We start from the raw sequence: 24,100 nt of genomic DNA, 5'->3' as shown, positions 1-24,100 counted from the left end.
CAAAACAAAGCTATGAATCTGTGGCTATATAATTTTCAAAGCACGTTGCAAGCAGCTAAATTAGCTCCTTTTAATGGCGATATGTCGCAACAAAAAATTTACGCATAAGCTCCATAATTCTATATAAATTTGAGAATGGCTACAAACCCAAAACTAAAAATTGCAATTGGCGCAGACCACGCCGGTTTTGAATACAAAGAAATGCTCAAAACCTACCTATCGGATTACGAAATAAAAGACTTTGGCACGCATAGCACGGATTCGGTCGACTATCCCGATTTCGCACATCCAGTAGCATCAGCGGTAGAAAGCAAGGAATTTGATTTCGGGATTTTGGTTTGCGGCAGTGCCAACGGCGTAGCCATTACAGCCAACAAACACCAGCAAATCAGGGCCGCCATTTGCTGGGAAAAAGAAATTGCGGCATTGGCCAGACAGCACAACAACGCCAACATCATCTGCATTCCGGCAAGGTTTGTATCGACTGAATTGGCTAAGGAAATGGCAACCACTTTCTTAAATACGCCTTTTGAAGGAGGCCGACACGAGAAGAGGGTCGACAAAATAGCTTGCTAACTTACAAGGCAGAAGGTTGAAGACCAAAGGTCGGTTAACCCAAAGCCAGCTGACTTATATAATAAAACTTAACCAAAATTTGATGAAAAAACAATTTCTATACACCGGGCTTGCAGTAATGCTGAGCCTGAGTGCGACGGCGCAGAAAGACCAAAACGCCGTCAAATTTGGTCAGACCATAAATCCAGAGCGTGGCAGGGCCCACTTGTCTATCTTGGCTTCTGACGAGTTTGAAGGCAGGGAAACCGGCAAAAAAGGAGCTTGGATGGCTGCCGACTACATTAAAAAGCAATTCCAAAGCTTTGGCTTGAAAGGACCTGTTAAAGAAGGTAATGATCCTTATTTCCAAAAAGTTGACTTGGTTACTTACGATTTAACTTCTAGTTCACTTTCGATCAATGGCGTAGCTAAACAAAAAAACAAAGATTTCTTGATCTCAAACGGCGCTGTAGGAATCAATGGTCTAGATCTTAATGCAAATGAAGTTGTTTTTGCAGGTTATGGTCTTACGAGAGATGGTTACAATGATTTCGACGGTATCAATGTTGAGGGCAAGGTAGTGATGGTATTTGCTTCTGGAGACCCTAGTGGCAAACCTGCAGAAGGCGACGCAGCAAATCCTCGTGCTATGATGATGGCTAGATCAAAAATGATGGCAAACATCGGTAAAAACAAGCCAAAGGCAATTTTATTGATCGATCCCAATTTTGACAAAACACCTGAGTGGATGAAAGCCGCTTCGGCAAATGGCCGTATCATGCTGAAAAACGCCGCCAGCGCAAAAGCTTTGGAAAGACCAATTCCTTATACCACCATCACTATTTCTCCAACATTGGCAAACGAAATATTGAAAGCTGGTTCAACTTCTCTTGCAGCAGTAGCTCAAAAAATCGCAGAAACTGGGAAACCAGCTTCTCAAGTACTGAACGTATCGCTTGTAGCAAACGCCACCAAAAAAGAAAACGCTCACCGTGGCGAAAACGTGTTGGGTTTCTTAGAAGGATCTGACCCGAAATTGAAAAATGAAGTATTGATCATAACCGGCCACTACGACCATATTGGTTTGGTGCAAGATCCAAATGCCAAAGACAAAGTAAACAACGGTGCCGATGATGACGGTTCGGGTACTACCGGTGTATTGTTAATGGCCGAAGCATTCGCTAAAGCCAAAAAAGCAGGCAAAGGTCCGAAAAGGAGCATCTTGTTCATGACTGTAGTAGGCGAAGAAAAAGGCCTTCTAGGTTCTGAATGGTACTCGGAGCACCCGGTTTTCCCAGTTGAAAACACCATTGCCGACTTGAATACGGATATGATCGGTCGCGTGGGCGAGCCTTATTTGGGCAAACCTGATAGTGCCAACTACGTATATTCTGTAGGTTCTTTCAAATTGAGCACCGAGCTAGGCAAACTCGCCGAACAAGTGAACGATACGTATACCAAAATGAAGCTGGATTACAAATTCGATGATCCAAAAGATCCTCAACAGATCTACTATCGTTCTGACCACTATAACTTCGCCAAATTGGGCATTCCTGTAATTTTCTACTACGATGGTATGTTGGAGCAGGATTATCACCAACCTGGCGACGAGGTGAGCAAAATCAATTTTGAATTATTGGCCAAACGTGCTCATTTAACCTATTATCTAGCTTGGGAGCTGGCCAACAGGCCTAACCGACCGGTAGTAGATAAAAACGCAGACGGTACGCCTAAAACCAAATAAAGTAAAATAAAGATTAAAAAATCCCGATAACCAAAACTATCGGGATTTTTTATGCTTGCCCAAACGCAAAGCCCTTGGTTGCGAAAAAATTTAAGGAGGAAATGGAGCTAAATACATACCTGCCACTTACATTTTCCGTTATCCATTTTACATTTTATAGTATATTTGGGCATGAGTAAAACGGCAGAAGATTTTTTGGTAAAAGCTGATGAAAAGGCATTTGATGTAGCGCACCGTAAAACGATCAATTTCAATATTGGCAGATACAATACCGCTGTTGAACGTGGGCTATCCAAATTCGAAAATCTCGAAAACTCAAAGAAAAAAGCACATACCATCAAATGGCGCGTGATGGAAAACCTCGATAAGCTCCTGCCCGAATTCGAAGCCAACTTTCAGAAACGTGGCGGCAAGGTCATTTGGGCCAATGATGCGGCCGAAGCACAAAAAGAAATTCTCAACATCATCCAGAAAGCAGGTGGCAAAACAGTCATCAAATCCAAATCGATGACGACCGAAGAAATCCACCTCAACGAATTTCTGGAAGCACACCACATCGAATCATTAGAAAGCGACCTGGGCGAGTACATTGTACAACTGCTGGGCCAAGCGCCTTACCACATTGTAACACCCGCCATGCACCTGAGCAAGGAACAGATTGCCGAACTGTTTCATGAAAAATTTGGTACACCAATAGATGCAACGCCTCAGCAACTCACCCAAAAAGCAAGAGAACTGTTGCGCGAAAAATACCTGACTGCAGACATCGGCATATCGGGAGGCAACTTTTTAATTGCCGATACCGGCAGCATTGCCTTAACCGAAAACGAAGGCAACGCACGTTTATCAACTACATTTCCTAAAATCCACATTGCCATTGTAGGCATCGAAAAACTGATTCCTTCTATCGCTGACCTCGACCTTTTTTGGCCACTGCTGGCCAGTCACGGCACAGGGCAAAACCTTACGGTTTACAATACCATTTTAAGCGGTCCCCGTCAGGCCAACGAAACCGATGGTCCGGAAGAAATGTATGTGGTATTGCTCGACAACGGCCGTACCAATCTGTTGGCCCAAAAAGAACAACGCCAAGCCCTCTATTGCATCCGTTGTGGCGCCTGCTTAAATGCCTGCCCCGTTTATAAAAATATTGGAGGCCATACCTACGATACGACCTATAGCGGGCCTATTGGCTCTATCATTACGCCACACTTTAAGGGAATGGCCGAGTTTAAGCACCTCAGCTATGCCTCCAGCCTCTGTGGCAAGTGCTCGGAAGTATGCCCGGTTAAGATCGACATCCACAAAATGCTACTGCTGAACAGGCGCGATGCCGCCAGTGCGCACGAAAACAGCAAAACAGAAGAAATTGGCTGGAAGCTTTGGAAAAAAGGCATGCAAAAACGTTCGTTGATGGATATGGTTGGCGGCAAGGCCAAGAATTTCTTTTTGAAAAGGTTCTTTAAAAAGAGCTGGGGCAAATACCGCAGCATGCCAGAAATTGCCAACAAGTCTTTTGCCAAGCAGTGGGAAGAAAAACAGAAAAATCCAGAATCTTAGGCCGAAGATCACTAGCTTAGCTAAGCTTAAAAACCTAACCAAATTATATGCAATTCGACAGAAAAGGTAAAGACAATGCACAACTGTTGGCTTTTTACAAGGCCATACTTTATCCCAGAATGGTTGAAGAAAAGATGCTCATCCTCTTGAGGCAGGGCAGAATTGGCAAATGGTTTTCGGGTATTGGACAAGAGGCCATTGCGGTGGGCAGCACTTTGGCCATGCAAAACGACGAGTATATTTTGCCGATGCACCGCAATCTGGGCGTTTTTACCACTCGCCATATTCCCTTAAAAAAACTAATGGCCCAATGGCAGGGCAAAATATCAGGCTTTACCAAAGGTCGCGACCGTTCTTTCCACTTCGGAACACAGGATTATAAAATTATCGGCATGATTTCGCACTTGGGTCCGCAAATGGCTTTGGCCGATGGAATTGCACTGGCCGACATCATTGCCAAACAACCAAAGGCTACTTTGGTATTTACTGGCGAGGGCGCTACCAGCGAAGGCGATTTTCATGAAGCCATTAATGTGGCATCAGTATGGAATTTACCGGTTATTTTTCTCATCGAAAACAATGGCTATGGTCTCTCTACACCAATAAACGAGCAGTTTAACTGCAAACACTTGGTTGATCGGGCCATTGGCTACGGCATAGAAGGCATCCAGCTAGACGGCAATAACCTACTGGAAGTGTATGACACGATTGATCGCGTAGCCCAGGATATCAGAACCAACCCTCGTCCTGTACTTATCGAATGCCTTACGTTTAGAATGCGTGGCCACGAAGAGGCATCGGGCACCAAATATGTTCCTCCACATCTTTTTGACGAATGGGCAACTAAAGACCCTGTTAAAAATTTTGAAGCCTATCTTGTTGAGCAGGGCATTTTAAACGAGGAGCTTATTGGCACCATCAAAAGCGAATTTAAAGCAAGCATTGAAGCCGAGGTTGAAGAAGCCTTTAACGAAGCCGAACCTACCGCCAACGAATGGGCTGAAGAAGTTGACATGTATGCGCCTTACCAACCCGAAGAAATAGCTCCGGGCACTGCGCAAAGCGAAAAGCGCTATTTGGATGCCATTAGCGATGGCCTACGCGAAAGCATGCAAAAACACCCAAACCTGGTGATAATGGGACAGGATATTGCCGAATATGGCGGTGCCTTTAAGATTACGGAGGGTTTTGTAGCCACTTTTGGCAAAGCAAGGGTACGCAATACCCCAATCTGCGAATCGGCGATTGTGGGAGCTGGCTTGGGCCTTTCTATCAACGGCTATAAAGCAGTGGTTGAAATGCAGTTCGCCGACTTTGTAAGCTGTGGCTTTAATCAGATCGTCAACAACCTGGCCAAAACGCATTACCGCTGGGGCGAGAAGGCCGATGTGGTTGTACGGATGCCTACGGGTGCGGGCACAGGCGCAGGGCCTTTCCATTCGCAGAGCAACGAAGCCTGGTTTACCAAAACCCCGGGCTTAAAAGTGGTTTATCCCGCATTTCCTCACGATGCCAAAGGCTTGCTGATCAGCGCTGTTAACGATCCTAATCCGGTTATTTATTTCGAACACAAATACCTGTACCGCAGCCTGAGCGGCTTGGTACCCGACGGCTATTACACCACCGAAATCGGCAAGGCTCATGTATTGAAACAGGGCAACCAATTGAGTATCATCACTTATGGCTTAGGGGTGCATTGGGCAATCGAATATTTGGCCCAACATCCTGAAATTTCAGCCACGTTGGTTGATTTGGTAAGCCTGCAACCATGGGACAGAGAAACTGTTACAGAAGCCGTTAAGGCAACTGGCCGGGTAATTATTCTTCATGAAGACACCTTAACCAACGGTTTTGGAGCAGAGCTTTCGGCCTGGATTGCCGAACATTGTTTCGAATATTTGGATGCGCCGGTGATGCGTTGCGCGAGCTTAGATACCGCCATCCCGATGAGCAAGGTATTGGAAGAAGATTTTTTGGCGAAGAAAAGACTTGGAGAAGCTGTAGAAAGAATTTTAGCTTATTAAAAAAGGGGCTGTCGGCCCCTTGATATCTCTACGTTCTGTTTACGGTTCTAATGGATATGGCCCTCCTACTCCATCCAATGTGCAGTTAGCCTGATTGGCCACGTATTCTTCATAGCGAATGCATCCTCCCCAAACTGCGGTATGTGTTTCTGAAGTAGGCGGATTGCTCTCCCAGCCCCAGGCTCCCCAAATACCTCCGGGGTGGTTCACAATAATATCGTAGCTTAAAACGCAACGGACCAGTACCGACCCCTCCCCACAATAACTACCTCCTTGTACACCACCAGTAACTTTTTTCATTTCATCTCTGCTAAGCGCATTTAATTTTTTCATGTTTTTCTCTTGGTTTTGGTAAAGTAAGCCTATTCTGCCCGGCTTACTTAGGCAGCACTAAAAAACGTAAGTACACGTTTGGATAAGGTGTTTGCAAACTTGAACCTCGGGTAAGCTTGTTGCTTATTTTTGACAAAATTTCAACTAACTTATTAGTATAAAATTAGGCTTATTTGCTATCTTATGGTACTGCTTAACGGACATTTTTAAGCTTAAACGGCATAAAATTCTCCTTATAGAGAATAATATTATTCCTACCTAAAAAACTATTGGCTAACAACATGCTATCAAAACTTAGACTTAAAAAGACTGAAATGAAGACGGTAAGGAGCGGCAATATCCGCAAGTACAGAAACGAAAGGTGCCTTACTCAAGAATATATGGCCAACGAGCTTGGGATTGGCCAAAGCGCCTACCAAAAAATAGAAACTGGCGAGGTAAGCCTGTCCATGGACCGCCTATTGCAGATTGCTGCCATTTTAGACAAACCAATCGAAGCCTTTATAGGCGATGGCACAGATCCCAATCAGGGAAACCTGAACAATGGCAACACCAAAGAAATAGAACTGATGCAGAAGATGATCCTCCAGCAAGAAAAAAGAATAGAGGAGCTTGAGGCGAAGATTGAAAGAAAAAATGCGAAAATAGAAGAACTCAAGCAAGTACTGAGCCTAAAAAACTAAATGATTTGGTTATGGCATACCCCTGAATGGCTGAAATTTGAATGATAAACGTTTCGGTATATTTCCAATTGGCGTTGGAAATTGCTAAGTCATTTCACCGAATAAGTCGATCAGATGCTAATAATTACAACCTATCGAGCCGGTGTTTTGTGTACACACCCATCCATCCCAACAATATTGCTGGCACAACGTCATCCTGTCATAACAAACTGAGGAACCTGAAATGGGGTCTGTACAGGTTGCACTCCAAGCAGGAACACCGCCTTTTACTCTTTTCATCTCGTTTTTGCTTAATAAATTCGATTTTTTCATGATTTGGATTTAAAAGGGTTATAGATTTTAGCCTTTCTACGCAGGGCTATACACCACGGCATTTATTTTACAACCGCATGCTGGTTGTTGTTAGATTAACTATAAATTAATAATTATCATCCCAATAACCAAACCCATAGCTCAAAAAGAGCACCCGGTTGTTTAAAAATGTACCGGCTCAGCCGCCTTGGCTGTTAAACATTTTGGTCATGTTTCGCAAAAAGCGCTGCAACAACGAGCTTTCTCTGGTAATGATCTCCGCATCGGCCACCATGCCCTGTTTCAACACAATGGGATGTTCGGGATCCTTTTGTTCAAATTGCTGAAAATCTATTTTGGCCACAAATACGCTGTCTTTGAGGGCTACGTCGGTAATATAGCTTACTTTGCCATTGATGGCGCCAAATTCTTCAAAGGGATAACTCCGCAGCTTAACCAATGCCCTTTGCCCCACACTTACCTTGCCCATGTTGTACTGAGGTATCTGTACCTCACCAAAAAAATTGGTGTTGCCCGGATTAACAATAAACAGTTCCTGATTAGCCGTTACATTCTGGTTTTCCTGCAAAATACCTACATAACCTACCCTGCCCGACATAGGCGCCGACACTACATATTTCAGCATCCAGCTTTCCGTTTCGTTGATCATGCTATTTAATGCCTGTACAAACTTGGCCTGTTGTTCCTTTATGGTATTTTCTAAGGTAGCCAGCTCTTTTTGCTTGGCCAAGTAGCTGGCGTTGTTATTGATTAATGCAGTGGCCGTTTGCTCTAAAGGGTATTTACTGGCCAGGTATTTGTTCTCCTGTTGCTTAAACTCGCTATTGGAAATTACGTTTTTGCTTTTCAGCTTTTTGTAGTTTTCATACTCTTCTTCGGCATTGGCATATTCCTTCTCCTGGATCTGCTTTTGCTTATAGATCTGTTGCTGCAGCTTGCGCACTTCCTCAAGGTCTTTTTGCAGGTAAGCCTTTTGCGTTAAGTAAAAGCCTCCGTTTTGCGTACTGATAAACTGCAGGTATTCCTGATAAAAAGATTGGTAGTTGCCTTGCAGTTCGCCCAGATTAAGGCCTTTCGTGTCCAAATCGTTTGTTTTGATAACCTGGCCATCGGCCAGTTTTTTACTGAGCATTTTCAATTTGGCAACCAAACTCATCACGTCGTAATGGTTGGCCGTACTTTCTATAAAAGCCAGAGGCTCTTTATCTTTAACGGGCTGATTGTCTTTCACCAAAAGCTTTACCAGTTTGCCAGGCTGATGGGCAATGACTTCTTTCGGGGCATTAAGCGAATTAACCTTCAACGAGGTTTTAACGATGTCTGGATAACGTATAAATGCCGATAACAGAATAATAGCCAACAAAATCAATAAAATCAGCGTAATGCCTCGCCTCAATATCCATGAGGGAACCGAGGTAATGATTTCATTAACTTCTTCGCTGTGCTGATAAATACTTTCTTCTCTTAATGGCATGTTCGTGTTAGTTTCCTAGTTCCAGTTGGTTTTTCACCAAATTATAATATTCGCCTCTTTTCTTGGTCAGCTCGGTATGCGTACCCTGTTCGATGATCACTCCTTTGTCGAGCACCACAATATTATCCGCGTTTTTAACCGTACTTAAACGGTGCGCCACCACCACTACGGTTCTGCCTTTAAAAAAGTCTTCCAGGTTCTGCATAATTACGCTTTCATTGTTCGCATCCAACGCATTGGTGGCCTCATCAAAGAAGATATAGGCCGGATCCTTATAAACCGCCCTCGCAATCAGTATCCTTTGTTTCTGCCCCTGACTAATGCCATTGCCCTCTGCGCCTATCTTGGTATTAAGGCCTAAAGGCAGGCTCTCGATCAGGTCGCCGATATTGGCCACTTTAATGGCATGCTGCAGCTTGGCCATATCCGGATATTCGTCGGCTACGGCAATATTCTTGGCAATGCTGTCCGAAAATATAAAGCCATCTTGCATGACCGTACCACACTGTTTGCGCCAATAGCCATAACCAATTTGGTCCAGATGCGTTGCGCCTACTTTGATATCGCCTTTTTGGGGTACATAAAAGCGCAAGAGCAACTTTAGTATGGTCGTTTTGCCGCTTCCGCTCATGCCTACAATAGCGGTGGTTTTGCCGTGCGGGATAGACAAATCTATTCCCTTAAGCACAGGCTCGTTGCCGGCTCCCGGATAGGTAAAGCTCAGGTTATTAACGGCAATGCTCTGATCCATGGGCAGTTCTTTGAGAAAGCTTTTGTCAGCAGGCTCTTCATCTTCCATCTGGTGGATTTCATTCAGGCGTTCCAAACTGATCTTGGCATCCTGCAGCTGCTGGATAAAGCCCAGCAGTTGCTCTATCGGACTGTTTACCTGCCCCACAATGTACTGAATAGCCATCATACCACCCAAAGTAAGCTGTCCGTCGATAACCGATTTGGCTACCAGGAAAGTAATTACAATATTTTTTCCTTCATTAATAAAAAACGCACCGGCCTGCTGGATCTGGCCCAGCGAAAGGCTCTTGATGCTGAATTTGAATAGGCCAGCCTGCAGGCGCTCCCATTCCCATCGTTTCTGTTGTTCGCAATTGTTCAGTTTGATTTCCTGCATCCCGCCGATCAGCTGTACAATACTGCTCTGGTTTTTGGAAGAAATGTCAAAGCGCTTAAAGTCGAGTTCCCTCCTGCGTTTTAAAAAAGCAATTACCCAAGCCGAATACAGAATGCTGCTAGCCAGGAAAATGATAAAGATGTTAACGTTATAATAAGCGAGCACACCTGTAAACACCACCAAGTTAAACATGGAAAAGATGGTACTTAAGGTAGAACCCGTTAAAAAGCTTTCGATCCTTTTCTGGTCGTTCATCCTTTGCATGATATCGCCGGTCATCTTGGTATCGAAAAAGCTCATTGGCAGTTTCATCAGCTTGATCAGGAAATCGGTCAGGATAGAGATATTGATCCGGGTACTGATGTGCAGCAAAATCCAGGATCGGATAAAATCGACGCTCATCCGACCCAAAAACAACATGGTTTGCGCGATGAGAATGATATAGATAAAGTTAAGGTTACGGGTATTGATACCGATATCTACCACTGATTGGGTAAGGAAAGGCACGATCAGCTGCAATAAACTGCCTACCCCAAGGCCTACAAAAAGCTGGGCAACCAGCTGTTTATAGCGGTACAGATAGCGTAACAGGAAAGAAAAATTCAATCCTTCGTTTTTATCGCCCTCCTGCTCATAAAAAGTTGGGCTTGGCGATAACATCAGGGCTATGCCTTGGCTATGTCCGTTGTTCTGCGTGCTTAGCCAGCGTTGCAGAAATTCGGCTTGGGTGTATTCGATTAATCCCTTGCCTGGATCGGCGATATAGTACTTGCCCTTTTTAATCTTATGTAAAACAACAAAGTGGTTTTGGTTCCAATGCAAAATGGCGGGAAGCTCAGCTTCGGCCAACTGCTCCACCCCGAGCCGGCTGCCCATGGTTCTGAAGCCAATTTTCTCGGCAGCCTCGCTAATGCCCAAAAGGGAAACACCTTCCTTATTAATGCCGCTAATGTCTCTTAGTTTTTGCAGGCTAAAGTTCTTACCATAGTATTTGGCTACCATGCGCAAACAGGTGGGACCGCAGTCCATCTGATCGGGTTGTTTATAGAATGGGAATTTTTTCAAGATAGTTACTTGGTTCTATCGGGTAAGGCAACGAGTATTTACGAAGTGAAAAATTAAGCATTTTTTGTATGCTCTGCACACAAAAGCATTAAATATTATCAATTTCTTGATTTGATTTGGCTTAATAGCCCTGCGCTAGCGGGCCAGTTTAATGAAGATAAGCCAAGCCTTACGGCCTTGGCTTATCCGATTAGCAAATTACACTTCTATTGGGCCGTCAGGGTTATCTATGCAACCAACCGGCCCAACAAATCCATGCGAGGCACAAAACGATACCCCATCTTGCCAAGTATTGCAGCAAACATTAGGATAGTGCGTTTCAGACCAATCTGAATTGTTTACGCAGACAACATATTTTGCGCAAGGCACACTACCGCCTCCTCCCATTACTTTTTTAAGCTCAGCTTTGCTGAGCAAATTCACTTTTTTCATGATTAAAAAGTTTTAGTTTATGAATTAGAATATGCGGGCCAGTCACGCCTAGCCAGCTTCGGCGACAGCACTTTATGCTGCTATTCGTTATGGGGCAGTGTGTTTAAAGCTACTGCCCCTTATAGAAACCGTCAAGCGGTTTTACTCCAAATGGGTGTTGCACATAAAAAGCCAAGGGATTAGCCTTGCCACAATCCTTCGGATTTTATTGCGCAGTTAGGGTACAAACGCCCATGTCGCAGAATTCTGGAGAACACCAGTTCAAACAGAAATTATAATTGTGAATCCTACAATTTCCTTCCTGGTCTACAATCATAGGTCTCCAAGCCGGATCTTCGCAGTTTGCCATTTCTGGCGTAATGCCACCCAAAACATTTTTCATTTCAGCTTTGCTCAGTAAGTTCTTTCTTTTCATTGTTCGAATATTAACTTTGGTTGTAAGTTCTGTAGCCCCTCCACGCTGGGCTACTGATAGCGATGCCGGTAAACGCCAGCACTCGTTTTGGGGCAGTTTCGTTTGCAACCGGCTGCCCCACTTTGTACAAACAGTTTAATTTCCTTCTAAAATTCAGTCGCCAGACTTAAAAAAACATTAACCGCAAATACCGACTATATGATAAATCTTAGGTCAACAGATACTTGATATCCTCCAATCGATAAGGTTCTGGCAACTTATAACCATTGATTAAAATGGTTGGGGTATAGGCAATTTCGGCCATATCGCACCAGGCCTTCTGCTTTTCGGTTACGATATCCATTTCGCCATTAAAGCTGATCGGAAACTTCTCGGCCCAGGTTTCGTATTTTTTAGGGCTTTGGGCATACCAATCGTTCAAGGCTTTTTCTACCAATTTTGGATCATTTAAAGTGGTTAGTGCGCTTACATGCCTCGAAACCTTGGTTCTGGCATCATCGTCGTGGTTGGCAGTGGTGAAAATGATTTTGAGCTGTATATCATCGCGATAGCTCAGCCACTCGTCGATAGTTTGATGGGCTTTGGCGCAAGGGCCGCAAAACGGATTACTTACCATGGTAATCACGATTTCTGCTGCTGGGTTTCCGAGCACTACCGGCATCAATTCGTTCGGAACGGCATAACGTGGCTGGTTTTTCAATACTTGCTCAAACAGTTCGCTGTTGTATTTGAATTTCTTTAATTGTTCTTTAAGCGGTTTAAATTGGGCCGACCGTGCCAAAAACGGCTTAACAAAAGCCCAGGCTAGTATAGGCAATAAAAAGCTTACCGCCGTTGTTAAAACGACCTCAGGCGTAAGGATAAGCGCATAAGTTGGATGAATAAAAAAGATGACAAAAAACTCGAGCCATAACAGGGCTTGCACGCTGCAGCACAATACGCACCAATTCTTGTTTTTATACTGATAACCAATAGAATAAACGGTATAAGGCAACGAAAGCAGGTTTAGCCAGCCAATTATAGGCGCACTAGCCGGAGTAACCAGCAACGCCAAAAAGGATCCTGCAAAGTAAAAAAAGCCTACTTCGCTCCAACTTAGCCAACTGGTTACCTTGGCGGCATCAGACTTTAAAATGGCATTACAGTTATTCTTATCGCCCAAACTACATAGGTTCTGGATAAGTGGGTTATTGGCATCAATGCTGTGCATTAAAAGCAAAACACCCACAACAAGTCCTACTAGCTTGATAAACAGCACCAGGCCAATATTCAATTGTAGGGTCTGGTAATCGATACTCAGCAAAACCGTGCCGAGGGCAACCAAGAGCAAGGCAGGAACCTTGATGTTGTTAAAATTTTCTTTGAGTGCCTGTGCTTTATAATTAGGTTCTATGCTTTCTTCATTGGGTTCGGCATGCAAGACCACGCCGCTCCATTTTTTCAGGAACTCTTCTTCAGGCATCATGGCCTGCTTATGCTTTTCGTTGCTGTAGGTTACCTGCCCATTTTTAATGGCATGGATCAGCATAAAATTACCCCCATTCATGGCAGAATGCGCGATGAATGGAAATTCGAGCTCTTCTACCGAATAATCTTCTTTGGCAATTTTGTAGGCTTGGTTGGGGATATGCCATTCAGTTAAGCAATCGCTGATAGCCAAAAGGCTGGGGTATTCTGGATGGTCTTCCAGAACTTGCTGTAAACCATCGTTGGTAAACTTTACTTTGAGCTTTTTAAGGAACAAGGCGGTTACGGCCACAGCATTAGCCTGGCTTGCTGAAGAAAATAGAGTCATAGTATATTTGTATCTGGTTGTTGTCCTTATCTAAAACAATATCCTAATTTAAAGATTGAAAGCGATGTTTTCTAAGGCTTTGGCTTTCTGATGTATCAAGTTAGGAAAGTCTCGGCGAATCGAGACTTTCACTTTGTTTCGTAGCCAACCAATGCGGGCATCAACGCCAACAACTGGTCTAGCTGGGCGGCCCTAGTCTACATAAGGCATATCGCAACCATAAGCCGAGCCTGAAGGGCAGAACATGCCTGCTTCGGCCAAACTGCTGCAACAGGCATAGAAATACGAATGGCCATCGCCAGAACCTCCATTATCAATGCAGATTACATAGCCTTTGCCCCTCGCTGCACAATAGCTCGGATCGCCACCTGGGGTTTCTGGAGGCAGGCCTCCACCTAATACTTTCTTAAGTTCAGCTTTACTGAGTTGGTTCACTTTTTTCATGTTTAGTTTTTAGTTAAGTAATTCATGCATCCCGATTACGCTTGGGCTGCTTCAGCGGTGTCGGTTAAGCCGCCACTCCTTGGTTGTTGTGCTTCGATTTACCGATAAATAATACCGGTTTAGGTTTCACCTAAAAATACCTGTTGTAACCCATATATTTTGTTCATATTTTTTACATTGTAGATTTCTTTTTCCGGCCCAAGCCAGTTGCTTAAAGTCTATTTTTGCATTCGAGTTGCGCATTGGCACGATAATAGTCATAGCTTACCAGCTGTATCAAGCCAAGGAAGCCCATGAAAACTGTATATTATTTTGTCTTGCTTTGCCTGTTGAGTACAACATATGCTTGCACCAAGCTCAATTCCGATCATCCACAGGCCAACATGGCCGACGAGCATGCCACCGATCTTGATTCAAAATCTATTTTGCATTATGCCGATTCTGTTGACAAGGGTCTTTCTCAGTTGGCAAAAAGCACAAGCTTGGTCTATATGCTTGGCGACCTGTCTTTTTATGTAGACAAATACAGCGACAACGGCCAACCCATCGTTTTGATTGAGCATGGCTACAACGGCCTCAGCAACAATACCAAAAAATACTATTTCAGAAACGACAGCCTGATCTTAGAAACAGTTAGAAACGAATTGAGCAGCGACAATGGCACCGTACTCAAAGACACCCGCACCTATTTGCGCAACAACACTGTTTTTAAGGTAGAAAACCGCACGGCAGCCGACGAAGCCGCCATTAAAAACCTGCCCTTCATAGACCTTACCTTAAGCGAAGCGAATACCTCAGACCACAGCTATCTTGAAAAAATAAAAACCTTAGACCAGATTTTAAGTGGAAGCGACAAATTCGATATGGTATTTGAAAACATTACTACCTTCCCCGATTCGAGATACATTATGCTCAAAAGCAAACTGCAAAACAGTTATACGGCCAGTATTTTAGTCAAGGAAAAGGATGCGCTCATCGATAGCCTTTTAAACAGTCCAATCGATTTTAAAGATCAGAAGCTGAACCTCAAATGGATTGTTCAAGACCAAGAGGCGGTTTACGTTCCGGTAGCCAGCCAAACTTCGGCCAAAGGGTTAAAAAGATAGGTATTTCCGTTATCAAGGCAAACACACCTGTAGCGTTTGCGTATGCGTTCGCCCTTTTTAAACTTGCGCCCGTCTTTCAGCACAAAAACAGTATGCAGCGGCAGTTCTTCTACCCTGGTGGTAGCCAGCGTTGTATCATATTTTTTGAGCGCCCGGGCCAAGCTCAAATCCGTACAGCTCGAAGCCGCAGGATTATCGAGGTAGTTGATGATGGTGTGATGGATATCGGCCGGAAAAACCCGAAGCTCGAAAAAAGGCTTCATCATCCTTTTAAAATTGTACTTCCACTCGGCGCCATGGGGCTTTACTTTGCCCTTATGGTCGTTCCAGGTTAAAAGATGTGCAAACTCATGGACAGTAGTAACCAGAAAAGCATAGGGGTTAAGGCCATTATTGACCGAAATCTTATGCCCTTTGCCCTTAAAGGGATGCCTGTAATCGCCAAGTTTGGTACTTCTGTCTTTCGAAATTTTAAACTCGCACTGAAAATAGTCGATCCATTTGGCAATGATGGGCGCTGCCGAAACGGGCATATATTGTGCTAGAACCTCTGTTTTATCCATTCTCTACCGTTCTTCTCTGCTGGGAGATTATTTTGATGCAATTTATCAAATCCAAAGGTTAAAGACAAGAGGGATCCAGCAGGAAGGTTAAGGCTAAAGCAAAGGGCGGACACCCTTATATGAGCAGTTCGGCCCCTCATTTAAGCTGTTCCTACGTTCATTCACTAATTCAACCACTCTTTAATTCACTCCTTACTTGAGCACCTGATAGGCAATAAGGCTGGCCACATAAGCCATGGCCGTCATGTAAACCAGTTGGATAACCGGCCATTTCCACGATTTGGTTTCGCGGTAAACAATAGCAACGGTACTCATACACTGCATGGCAAAGGCATAAAAGAGCATGAGCGACAGGCCCGTGGCAAAAGTAAAAATCGGTTCGCCGGTATCGGGGTTTACGGCACCACGCATTTTATTGCGGATGGTTGTGGTTGCTTCATCGGCACTGTCTACGCTGTAGATGGTCGACATCGTGCCCACAAAAGCCTCCCGTGCGGCAAAAGAAGTAATCAGGGCAATACCTATCTTCCAATCAAAACCCAACGGCTTGATTACCGGTTCGATGGTTTGTCCCAAAATGCCAGCATAAGAATTTTCCAGTTTCTCGGCGGCCTTATCTCTTTCCAGTTCGGCCAGTTTTACACTATCGGTAGCAGGTGTTTCAATGGCCGCATATTTTGTTTCTATAGCTTCAAATCGTTTGGCAGGCCCATAGGTAGCCATAACCCATAATACAATAGAAATGGCAATAATAACCTTACCGGCTTCAAATACAAAGGTTTTCGATTTTTCGTACATGGTATAGCACACGTTTTTCCAACGCGGCATTCTATATACCGGCAGTTCCATAATGAAATATGATTTTTCCTTGGCCTTGATGATGAACTTCATCACCAGCGCCACCAATATGGCTGCTGCAATACTAATCACGTACATAAGCATAAGTGCCAAGCCTTGTTTATTGAAAACACCCAATATCTTTTCGTTTGGAACAACCAACGAGATAAGCAATGTATAAACCGGTAAACGGGCCGAACAGCTTACCAATGGCGTAACCATGATGGTAATGATACGGTCTTTCCAGTTTTCGATGTTACGGGCACTCATGATAGAGGGTACGGCACAGGCAATGCCACCAATCATAGGTACTACCGATTTGCCACTTAGCCCAAATTTGCGCATGATCTTATCCATCATAAAGGTTACCCTGGCCATGTAGCCGGTATCTTCCAAGATGGAAATGAGCGCAAACAGAATGGCAATCTGCGGAATAAAAATAACGATGCCTCCCAAGCCGGCCACAATACCATCCAAAAACAGGTTCGTAAGCACGCCATTGGGCAAATGCGCGTGGCCAAAATCGGTTAGCCAGGCAAAACCGCTTTCAATCAGGTCCATGGGATAGGTAGACCAAGAAAAAATAGCATTAAAAACAAAGAAAAGAATGAGCAAGAAGATAACAAATCCCCAAACGCGGTGGGTTAATATCGAATCGAGCTTATCGGTAATCTTGAATTTTTTGGCGGCGCCGAGGTCTATTACCACATCGCTTAAAATGGTACTGAGATAACGGTACCTGGCTACGGTTTCGGCGCCTTGTATTTTCGACGATTCGAAGCCATGCGCCTGTTCTATCTGTTCTATTTCATGCTGTTGCTGCTCGTTGAAAAAAGCCAGGTGTTCATGCTGATGCAACACCTGCAAGGCATAATAGTCGTTTTCGGTATCGATCTTCGCCTTAATCGCTTCGATGGCTTCCGGCGCAAACTGTTTCGAGTCGATACTAGGCAACTGCGTACTGATACGCGTGGTATTGGCAATGGCTTGCTTAAGCTTATCGACACCTTCATTCTTCCTGGCCGACATGGCCACTACCTGAATGCCCAAGCGCTTAGCTAGCTTGTCAACATCGATATTGATGCCTTCCTTCTTGGCCATATCGGTCATGTTCAACACCAATAGCATAGGCAGGCCCAAATCGGCTACCTGCGAGCAAAGCAAGAGGTTACGGCGCAGGTTGGTTGCATCGGCTACCAACACCACCATGTCTGGATGGCTGGGGTTTTGCTTATCGGCCAGCACCTGAAAAACGATACTTTCGTCTTTGCTTTTAGGGTACAAGCTATAGGTACCGGGCAAATCGATGATATTGGCTGTTTGGGTTGAGTTGAGTTTGCTCTGGCCGGTCTTCTTATCTACGGTTATTCCTGGAAAGTTTCCAATCTTCTGATTTAATCCCGTTAAGAGATTAAAAAGGGTAGATTTTCCCGTATTGGGATTACCAACAAGTGCAACTTTTATATCGACCAAAATATTACTGTATTAGGATAACCGATGCTTCGCTTTTGCGTAAACAAAGTTGGTACCCCGCTACACGAATGGCCATAGGATCGCCCAGTGGTGCAAAGCGCTCTACTTCGACCACCTCTCCTGGCAAACAGCCCATCTCCATTAATTTCACAGACATTTCTAGGTCTGTAAATGCTACGATGGTTCCTCGTTCTCCTGGGTTTAACTGCGAAAGCTTCATTATATGAAATTATGGGCGCAATTTACCCTTTATTTGTATTAATTCCAAATAAGCCCCCGTCAAAATCTCATGATATTTGGCGGGGCTACGCCTGCAGGCGCTCCAAACTTTCTCAAGCGATAGGTTAAGCCTAGTAAAAAGTAGCGCCTCATGCCCAGGTTCACATTTTCCGTAACATAAATCTCGTTGGCAAACCTCGATGTATTGCGGCTATTGTTAAACACATCTGATAGGGTTGCCTTTAAGCTCAATGCTTTTTTCATGAACAGCTTTTCGAAACTTACATTGGCCATGTGTATGGTGTTGTTATTGGTACCCAGCGCAATATTCGAATTATAAGAGAGGTTGCTCTGCAAGGTAAACCTCAGGTCGTAAGGCAGGGCCGCATTTAAGCTCAAGTTGTTGTAAACAGAAGTAAAACTGTTATCGGGCAGGTTATTGTAATTGTAGCTTAAGTTGCGTTTGTTGTAGGTGATGCGGTTAAACAGCTGGAGGTCTGAACCAATGGCATAATTAATGCCCAAACCGGCATTATAGGAAGTGGAATTTGAACTGACCACACTATTGTTAAGGAAGGAGATGTTATGGCCATAGTTGAGGCTGATGCTCGGATTAAAGGTAAGGCCTAGGCTTTTTGCCCTGATGCTGCCGCTCAGGCGTCCACTGTAGCTGTAGCTTCCGCTGATATTATCATAAAAAGTAGTTTGTATACCTGTTTTAGGATCGAGCACCGAATTGTTCATGATTTGGTCTTCATAGCCATAATAGCTGGCATTAAAACTAAGGCTGCTGCCTGATGTTGGATTAAACCGGTTATAGGAAAGATTTACACTGTTTTGCTTAGAAGGCTTAAGATTTGGATTTCCGGTCGTGATCTGCAAAGGATTGGAATTATCGGTAATGGGCTGCAGCTGCGAAATGTTTGGCGTGTTAACGTAACGGTTGCCATACAACGAAAAACTAGAGGTTTTAGTGATTTTATAAGAAAGGAAAAGATTAGGCTGCAAGAAACTGTAATCGTTGGTTACGTTCACCTGGTTCATCAGGTTGTTGCCTTTAAGCGCCACAAATTTCTGATCTGCACTTAGGCCTAAGGTCAACTTATCGGTAGGATTATAGTTCAGCCTCAATCCAGTGGTATGGCTTTCATTAAAATTTTCCAAGTTGCGCGAAAGACCCGGATTGATCAAATCGTAGCGGGTACTAGCGGTATTGTAGTCGTACACCATGCGCTCCACTACATCTTCTCTTTTGCTATAGTTATAAAAGCCGCTTAGGCTAAGCTTTTTGCTCAAAGGTTCCGAATAATCGGCACCAAATCCATAGCCCGTTACATCGCCTGCCTGATCAATGAGCTGATTAAGGATGGTAGTGGTTGGAACGCCATTGTTGTTGATGGTGATGTTAGAGAAATTGAGTCCGTCAACCGAAGAATCGCTTCTGTTGCCATTGGCCGACAACGAAAAGCTTCTTCCTTTTTTACTGAATCTTTTGTTATAGGCGAGTCTGCCCCCAAAACCAGGTGTCTTGTTGTTACTGGTATTGGTAGAATTGCCCTTGTTGATGTTGGCCAAGGTATTTTGCAGGTAAGAGCTGAATATGGAATTGCTTTCGGCATCTGATCCGCTAAAACCAAAGTTTGGCGTAAACTGGATTTTGGCAGTCGAGTCAAGCGCGAGGTCTAACCGCATGGAAAAGCGGTGCCTGTTGCTTGTGGTGGTGGCATCGTTGTTTTTATCATTAAAATAACTGTCTGCACCCAGCAGGTTCAACCGGCTCGACAAACTTTGGCGAATGCCATAGTTGCGGTTAAACATATAGCTAAAAGAGATTTTATTGGGAAATTTCTTGTTCTTGCCCCATTCGTCGTTGTAGTTGAGCCCAATGCCCTTGTTATCGTTAATGCCGCCTCCGCCACCTCCAAATGCATCTTCGCCATTTAAACCTATAGACATGTTTCCACTTGCATCGACCATAACCGAGCTTACCATACCCGACCCAAAGACATCGCCTCCCAAGAAATCGCTTAAATCAGCATAAGAAAAACTGGTTTTGTTGATGTTGTTGGCCAAACCGATGACCGAAAGCTGCTGTTTGCCATTAAAGCGATTGATACTGGTTGAGGCATCGTACAAACTGCCATTGCCCTTTCCGGCAACAATGTTCCCAAAATAGCCTTTCTTCTTGTCGTCTTTTAAGGTAATGTTCAGCACGTTTTCGCGCTTGCCATCGTCGATGCCTTTGAATATCGCGTCGTCGGTTTTCTTTTCGATTACCTGTATCTTATTCACGATTTCCTTGGGCAGGTTCTGCGTAGCCGTTTTGGGGTCTTTGCCAAAAAAATCCTTTCCATCTACCAATACCCGGTCAATCTTCTTGCCATTAAAGGTAATGTTGCCGTCTTTATCCACTTCCATACCCGGCATGACCTTGAGCACGTCTTCTACATTGGCATCGGCCTGGGTTTTAAAGGCATCAGCGGTAAATTCGATGGTATCTTTTTTAATGATCATCGGCAAAAGCTCGCCTTTAATGAGGACGTCGTTTAGCGTAATGGCGCTTTCTTCCATTTCTAAGGTGCCAAAATCGGCTGATGGCTTACCTAAGGTAACTTCGAAGGCTTTGATAATCGGCTTATAGCCAATCATGGCCGCATAAAACTTATACTGGCCAAAGGCGAGGGATTTAACCGAAAAGTTGCCTTCGGTTGTAGTAGCTCCCATACCAGCAACGGTAGAGTCCCTGACGTTTTTGACGGCAAAAGAAACAAAATCGACAGGCTTTTTAGTTTTGGCATCAATTATTCTGCCTTTTACGGAACCCGATTTTTGCTGTGCGAACAACAGCGTTGTGCTCAAAAAGAAAAGCAAGAAAAAGCTTAGGGAAACAGATTTAATCATTAGTTTTTAGTTTGGTTTCCCTAAACTAACTAAAAACATAGTAGTTTGCAACTATTTTTATAGTTAAAATGTGTTAAAAAAAATCGCCAACGGCAATTAAGCCGATGGCGATCTGTTGCCGAGTGGCTAGGCTTACATGCCCATGCCGCCCATTCTCATTCTTTGGCCACCGCCTGGTCCTTGCATATTCATGGTTTGACCACCTACCCTGTTTAGGGAGTAAGTAAACGAGAACATATAGTAGCGTTTCAATACGTTGAAATTAGAATCTACAATGCTATTGTTGGTAGCAGTACGCGAAATACCTGTATTTTCGTTCAACAAGTCATTTACCGCAAACTTGAAGGTACCTCTGTTTTTAAAGAACTGGCGACTGATGTAGCCGTTAATAATGGTATAGCTAGTGTTATAGGCATCGCCACGACCCGTAGTTTTGTTATAGGTAACATCGGTTTGCAAACGGATACTGCCTGGGAACAGGTAACTGATATCGATATTCGGCGCCAAAGTATAAAAGTTAGTTGGATTGCCAACAGTATAGCTACCGTGGCTCCAATTACCCGAAATACCTGCAATCAAATCTAATTTGTCTAAATTAGATACTAATTTATAGCCATTCGTCAATGAAGAGCTTTTGGTTACATTGTCCTGACCATAGCTAATATTTGTGGTTTTACCATAGCTTCCGTTCAAGTTAATCTGTAATGTTAACTTATTGCCTTTGATGATTGGCTGGCTCAAATTACTAAATACCATTGCATTAAAATTTCCGTCGACATTGATCACTTGGTTATTAATTCTACCATCGGAAGCCAATGTCTGGTTATTTCCAAAATCATTGAAGGTTTGGGTAATGAAAGCACCTAAAAAGAACGTACGATAGCTGGCGAAATCAAAATTATTATAAAAGATATTCAACGAGTTTGAAAAAGAAGGTTTTAAATTGGCATTGCCAATAGGATTCGTTAACGTGTTAGTATTATCCGGAATAGGTTGGATCTGATCGATAGTTGGCTGGTTGGTACGTCCGTTATACCTGATGTTCAAGCGTTTGCTGTTGCTGAAATTATACCTGAACTGCGCTTGGGGCGTAATATTGGTAAAGTTTTGCGTAAACACATCGCCAGTAGTCATGTTATCGTTTTCACGATTAGTACGTTGTAAAGCCACGCCAATGTTCCAGTTGTATTTTTTTTCGTTTCCATTAAAACTGAACCCTAAGGCATTGGTTATCGTTTTATTTTCAAATTGATTGCTATAGATTGCATTTTTGATATCGAAATCTTGAGTTAGAGGGTTAAAATCATAGACCAAACGCTCTTTGTTATCATGACTATAACCGTTTTGATAATTAAGTTCCAAACTCAATGTTTTAGATAGGGGCTCCGTATACACTAATCTGGTCGTATTGCTCAATGAACTTGAATTCTGATCGTTTAGCTGATTAGTTAAGCGCTGAGACGTTGACGTTGTCACTACATTTTCTAAAATGTAATTGTTATTGTTGGCATCATTATCATTGATATTTGTATTCAGGTTCAATGATAACGTACGGCCCCGGCGCTGGAATTTCCTACGGATTAACAAATTATTACTAATAGCCGGAGACTCTGAGCTGGTTAGATATTTTTGCAAACCAGTGGTAGTTTGATTTGGAAGAACCCTGTTATAATTTGTTAGGTTGTCGCCTGTATTTTTTGTGTACGAAACAGATGGTTGGACCCTGATCGAAGTCATTGAATCCAATTTGGTATCAATGGTAAAGTTAAACCTGTGGTTAATACGTTCAGTCGTACTTACCGCATCATTTAGGGTCGTTGTATTTATGGTGCCTAATAAGTTTTGGGTAAAGCTGTTGTTGGTATTGAACAATGAAGTTTTATTGAAGAAATAACTACCATTAATCTGGGTTTGATCGTCATAAGTATCGGCAAAGTTGATACCCGCTGCATTGGTTGTGGTAATACCGCCTGAACCACTACCACCGCCACCTGTTACGAACTGCATGCCACGGCCTCCGCCACCAAAGCCGCCACCACCAATACCGCCACCAAAGTTTTGCTTGTTGACGTTGTTAAACTGGCCAATCAAAGAAATCTGTTGGTTCTTGTTGAACTTGTTCACGTTCAAATTCACGTCGTAACGATCGTCTGAACCATAGCCCAAAGTGCTGTTGCCGAAATAACCATGTTTTTTGTCTTGCTTGGTGGTAATGTTGATGATTTTTTCACGGTTGCCATCGTCAACGCCAGAAAATTTGGCTTGGTCAGACATATCGTCAATAATCTGGATCTTGTCAACCATATCTGCAGGCAGGTTTCTGGTGGCTAACAAAGGGTCGTTGCCCATAAAGTCTTTACCATCAACCCTTACCTTGGTAATTTTCTCGCCCTGCGCGGTAACGCTGCCATCTTTGGCAACATCTACACCCGGCACTTTTTTCAAAAGGTCTTCAACCACTGCATTTTCTTTAACCTTGATGGTTGATGCACTGATTTCCAAGGTATCTTTTTTAACGACTACCGGTGGGATTTCTCCTTTGATTTCTACGCCTTTCAAGGTTACGCCGGTATCTTCCATCGTTAATGTACCAAAGTTCATGCTAGGCTTGGCAGCAGTTAGTTCAAAATCCTGGGTAATGGTTTTAAAACCCAAATAGGCCACATATAATTTATATTTACCTGGGGCCAAGCCACCAACGGTAAAAGCACCGGTTGATGAGGTATTGGTACCACCAACCGTAGATGAATCACTTACTTTTTTGATGGCTATCGAAGCATAATCGACTGGCGATTTGTCTTTGCCATTGATTACTTTTCCGCTAACCGTTCCGCCAGACTGGGCCTGGGCAAAATAGCTTACACACAAGAAAGCAATGAGTAGTGTACTTTTAATCAAATTCTTCATTCTAATTTTTATATAATTTTGTAAAGTTATCCTATCAGACTAGCGGGAGCCTCAAAAGTTTGTTAAGAAGTGTTAAAATATGGGTAACAATTTAAATACAACTAACTTTATCGTTACAGAGCGGCTCTC

At 43.6% G+C, this 24,100-nt stretch carries 18 protein-coding genes; 6 read left to right on the top strand and 12 right to left on the bottom strand.

The window, feature by feature from the left end:
* Nucleotides 1-135: 135 nt before the first annotated feature.
* The 4 genes from rpiB to AC6H1S_RS01625 all read left to right on the top strand — a co-directional run bounded on the left by rpiB (nucleotide 136) and on the right by AC6H1S_RS01625 (nucleotide 5,883).
* Nucleotides 136-576 (top strand): ribose 5-phosphate isomerase B, encoded by a 441-nt coding sequence (gene rpiB, locus AC6H1S_RS01640; RefSeq protein WP_497564888.1) that lies wholly within the window; start codon nucleotides 136-138, stop codon nucleotides 574-576.
* 82 nt (nucleotides 577-658) lie between these two features.
* Nucleotides 659-2,299 (top strand): M28 family peptidase, encoded by a 1,641-nt coding sequence (locus AC6H1S_RS01635; RefSeq protein ID WP_497564887.1) that lies wholly within the window; start codon nucleotides 659-661, stop codon nucleotides 2,297-2,299.
* Between the two features lie 171 nt (nucleotides 2,300-2,470).
* Nucleotides 2,471-3,859, top strand: coding sequence for a LutB/LldF family L-lactate oxidation iron-sulfur protein (locus tag AC6H1S_RS01630; RefSeq protein ID WP_199140518.1), 1,389 nt, complete (start codon nucleotides 2,471-2,473; stop codon nucleotides 3,857-3,859).
* Between the two features lie 47 nt (nucleotides 3,860-3,906).
* On the top strand, nucleotides 3,907-5,883 hold the full coding sequence (locus tag AC6H1S_RS01625; RefSeq protein WP_497564886.1) for an alpha-ketoacid dehydrogenase subunit alpha/beta: 1,977 nt from the start codon (nucleotides 3,907-3,909) through the stop codon (nucleotides 5,881-5,883).
* 39 nt (nucleotides 5,884-5,922) lie between these two features.
* Here the strand turns inward: AC6H1S_RS01625 and AC6H1S_RS01620 are convergent, their stop codons facing one another.
* Nucleotides 5,923-6,216, bottom strand: a complete 294-nt coding sequence (locus tag AC6H1S_RS01620) for a hypothetical protein (protein ID WP_497564885.1) — start codon at nucleotides 6,214-6,216, stop codon at nucleotides 5,923-5,925.
* A 314-nt stretch (nucleotides 6,217-6,530) separates the two neighbouring features.
* Here AC6H1S_RS01620 and AC6H1S_RS01615 point away from each other — a divergent pair, with 314 nt between their 5' ends.
* Nucleotides 6,531-6,899 (top strand): helix-turn-helix domain-containing protein, encoded by a 369-nt coding sequence (locus AC6H1S_RS01615; RefSeq protein WP_497564884.1) that lies wholly within the window; start codon nucleotides 6,531-6,533, stop codon nucleotides 6,897-6,899.
* Between the two features lie 490 nt (nucleotides 6,900-7,389).
* On the opposite strand, the gene AC6H1S_RS01610 is transcribed toward AC6H1S_RS01615, so the two are convergent.
* The 6 genes from AC6H1S_RS01610 to AC6H1S_RS01585 all read right to left on the bottom strand — a co-directional run bounded on the left by AC6H1S_RS01610 (nucleotide 7,390) and on the right by AC6H1S_RS01585 (nucleotide 13,965).
* Nucleotides 7,390-8,685 carry an HlyD family secretion protein gene (locus tag AC6H1S_RS01610; RefSeq protein ID WP_497564883.1) on the bottom strand — a complete coding sequence of 432 codons (1,296 nt, stop codon included), beginning with the start codon at nucleotides 8,683-8,685 and terminating at the stop codon, nucleotides 7,390-7,392.
* A 7-nt stretch (nucleotides 8,686-8,692) separates the two neighbouring features.
* On the bottom strand, nucleotides 8,693-10,879 hold the full coding sequence (locus AC6H1S_RS01605; protein WP_497564882.1) for a peptidase domain-containing ABC transporter: 2,187 nt from the start codon (nucleotides 10,877-10,879) through the stop codon (nucleotides 8,693-8,695).
* A gap of 198 nt (nucleotides 10,880-11,077) precedes the next feature.
* The gene (locus tag AC6H1S_RS01600; protein ID WP_497564881.1) at nucleotides 11,078-11,311 is read right to left on the bottom strand and encodes a hypothetical protein; all 234 of its coding nucleotides are present in this window, start codon (nucleotides 11,309-11,311) and stop codon (nucleotides 11,078-11,080) included.
* 205 nt (nucleotides 11,312-11,516) lie between these two features.
* Complete coding sequence (locus AC6H1S_RS01595; RefSeq protein ID WP_497564880.1) at nucleotides 11,517-11,726, bottom strand: hypothetical protein; 210 nt, start codon at nucleotides 11,724-11,726, stop codon at nucleotides 11,517-11,519.
* A gap of 208 nt (nucleotides 11,727-11,934) precedes the next feature.
* Nucleotides 11,935-13,521 (bottom strand): cysteine peptidase family C39 domain-containing protein, encoded by a 1,587-nt coding sequence (locus AC6H1S_RS01590; protein ID WP_497564879.1) that lies wholly within the window; start codon nucleotides 13,519-13,521, stop codon nucleotides 11,935-11,937.
* 192 nt (nucleotides 13,522-13,713) lie between these two features.
* The gene (locus AC6H1S_RS01585) at nucleotides 13,714-13,965 is read right to left on the bottom strand and encodes a hypothetical protein (protein WP_497564878.1); all 252 of its coding nucleotides are present in this window, start codon (nucleotides 13,963-13,965) and stop codon (nucleotides 13,714-13,716) included.
* 293 nt (nucleotides 13,966-14,258) lie between these two features.
* Between AC6H1S_RS01585 and AC6H1S_RS01580 the strand changes: the two genes are divergently transcribed.
* Entirely contained in the window at nucleotides 14,259-15,071 is an 813-nt protein-coding gene (locus tag AC6H1S_RS01580) for a hypothetical protein (RefSeq protein WP_199138435.1), read from the top strand.
* On the opposite strand, the gene AC6H1S_RS01575 is transcribed toward AC6H1S_RS01580, so the two are convergent.
* The 5 genes from AC6H1S_RS01575 to AC6H1S_RS01555 form a co-directional block, all read right to left on the bottom strand.
* A complete protein-coding gene (locus AC6H1S_RS01575; protein ID WP_497564877.1) occupies nucleotides 15,023-15,634 on the bottom strand; it encodes a SprT-like domain-containing protein in 612 nt (203 codons plus the stop codon). The genes AC6H1S_RS01580 and AC6H1S_RS01575 overlap by 49 nt on opposite strands.
* Nucleotides 15,635-15,826: 192 nt before the next feature.
* Nucleotides 15,827-17,947, bottom strand: coding sequence for a ferrous iron transport protein B (gene feoB / locus AC6H1S_RS01570; protein ID WP_497566013.1), 2,121 nt, complete (start codon nucleotides 17,945-17,947; stop codon nucleotides 15,827-15,829).
* A 1-nt stretch (nucleotide 17,948) separates the two neighbouring features.
* Nucleotides 17,949-18,164 carry a FeoA family protein gene (locus AC6H1S_RS01565; RefSeq protein WP_199138440.1) on the bottom strand — a complete coding sequence of 72 codons (216 nt, stop codon included), beginning with the start codon at nucleotides 18,162-18,164 and terminating at the stop codon, nucleotides 17,949-17,951.
* A 59-nt stretch (nucleotides 18,165-18,223) separates the two neighbouring features.
* Nucleotides 18,224-21,064 (bottom strand): TonB-dependent receptor domain-containing protein, encoded by a 2,841-nt coding sequence (locus tag AC6H1S_RS01560; protein ID WP_497564876.1) that lies wholly within the window; start codon nucleotides 21,062-21,064, stop codon nucleotides 18,224-18,226.
* Between the two features lie 132 nt (nucleotides 21,065-21,196).
* Nucleotides 21,197-23,971 carry an outer membrane beta-barrel protein gene (locus tag AC6H1S_RS01555; RefSeq protein WP_497564875.1) on the bottom strand — a complete coding sequence of 925 codons (2,775 nt, stop codon included), beginning with the start codon at nucleotides 23,969-23,971 and terminating at the stop codon, nucleotides 21,197-21,199.
* Between the last annotated feature and the right edge of the window lie 129 nt (nucleotides 23,972-24,100).

It is taken from the genome of Pedobacter sp. TM02 (assembly GCF_059705275.1).
The sequence above is the reverse complement of the archived record's forward strand: the minus strand, read 5'-3'. Positions and strand labels throughout refer to the sequence as shown.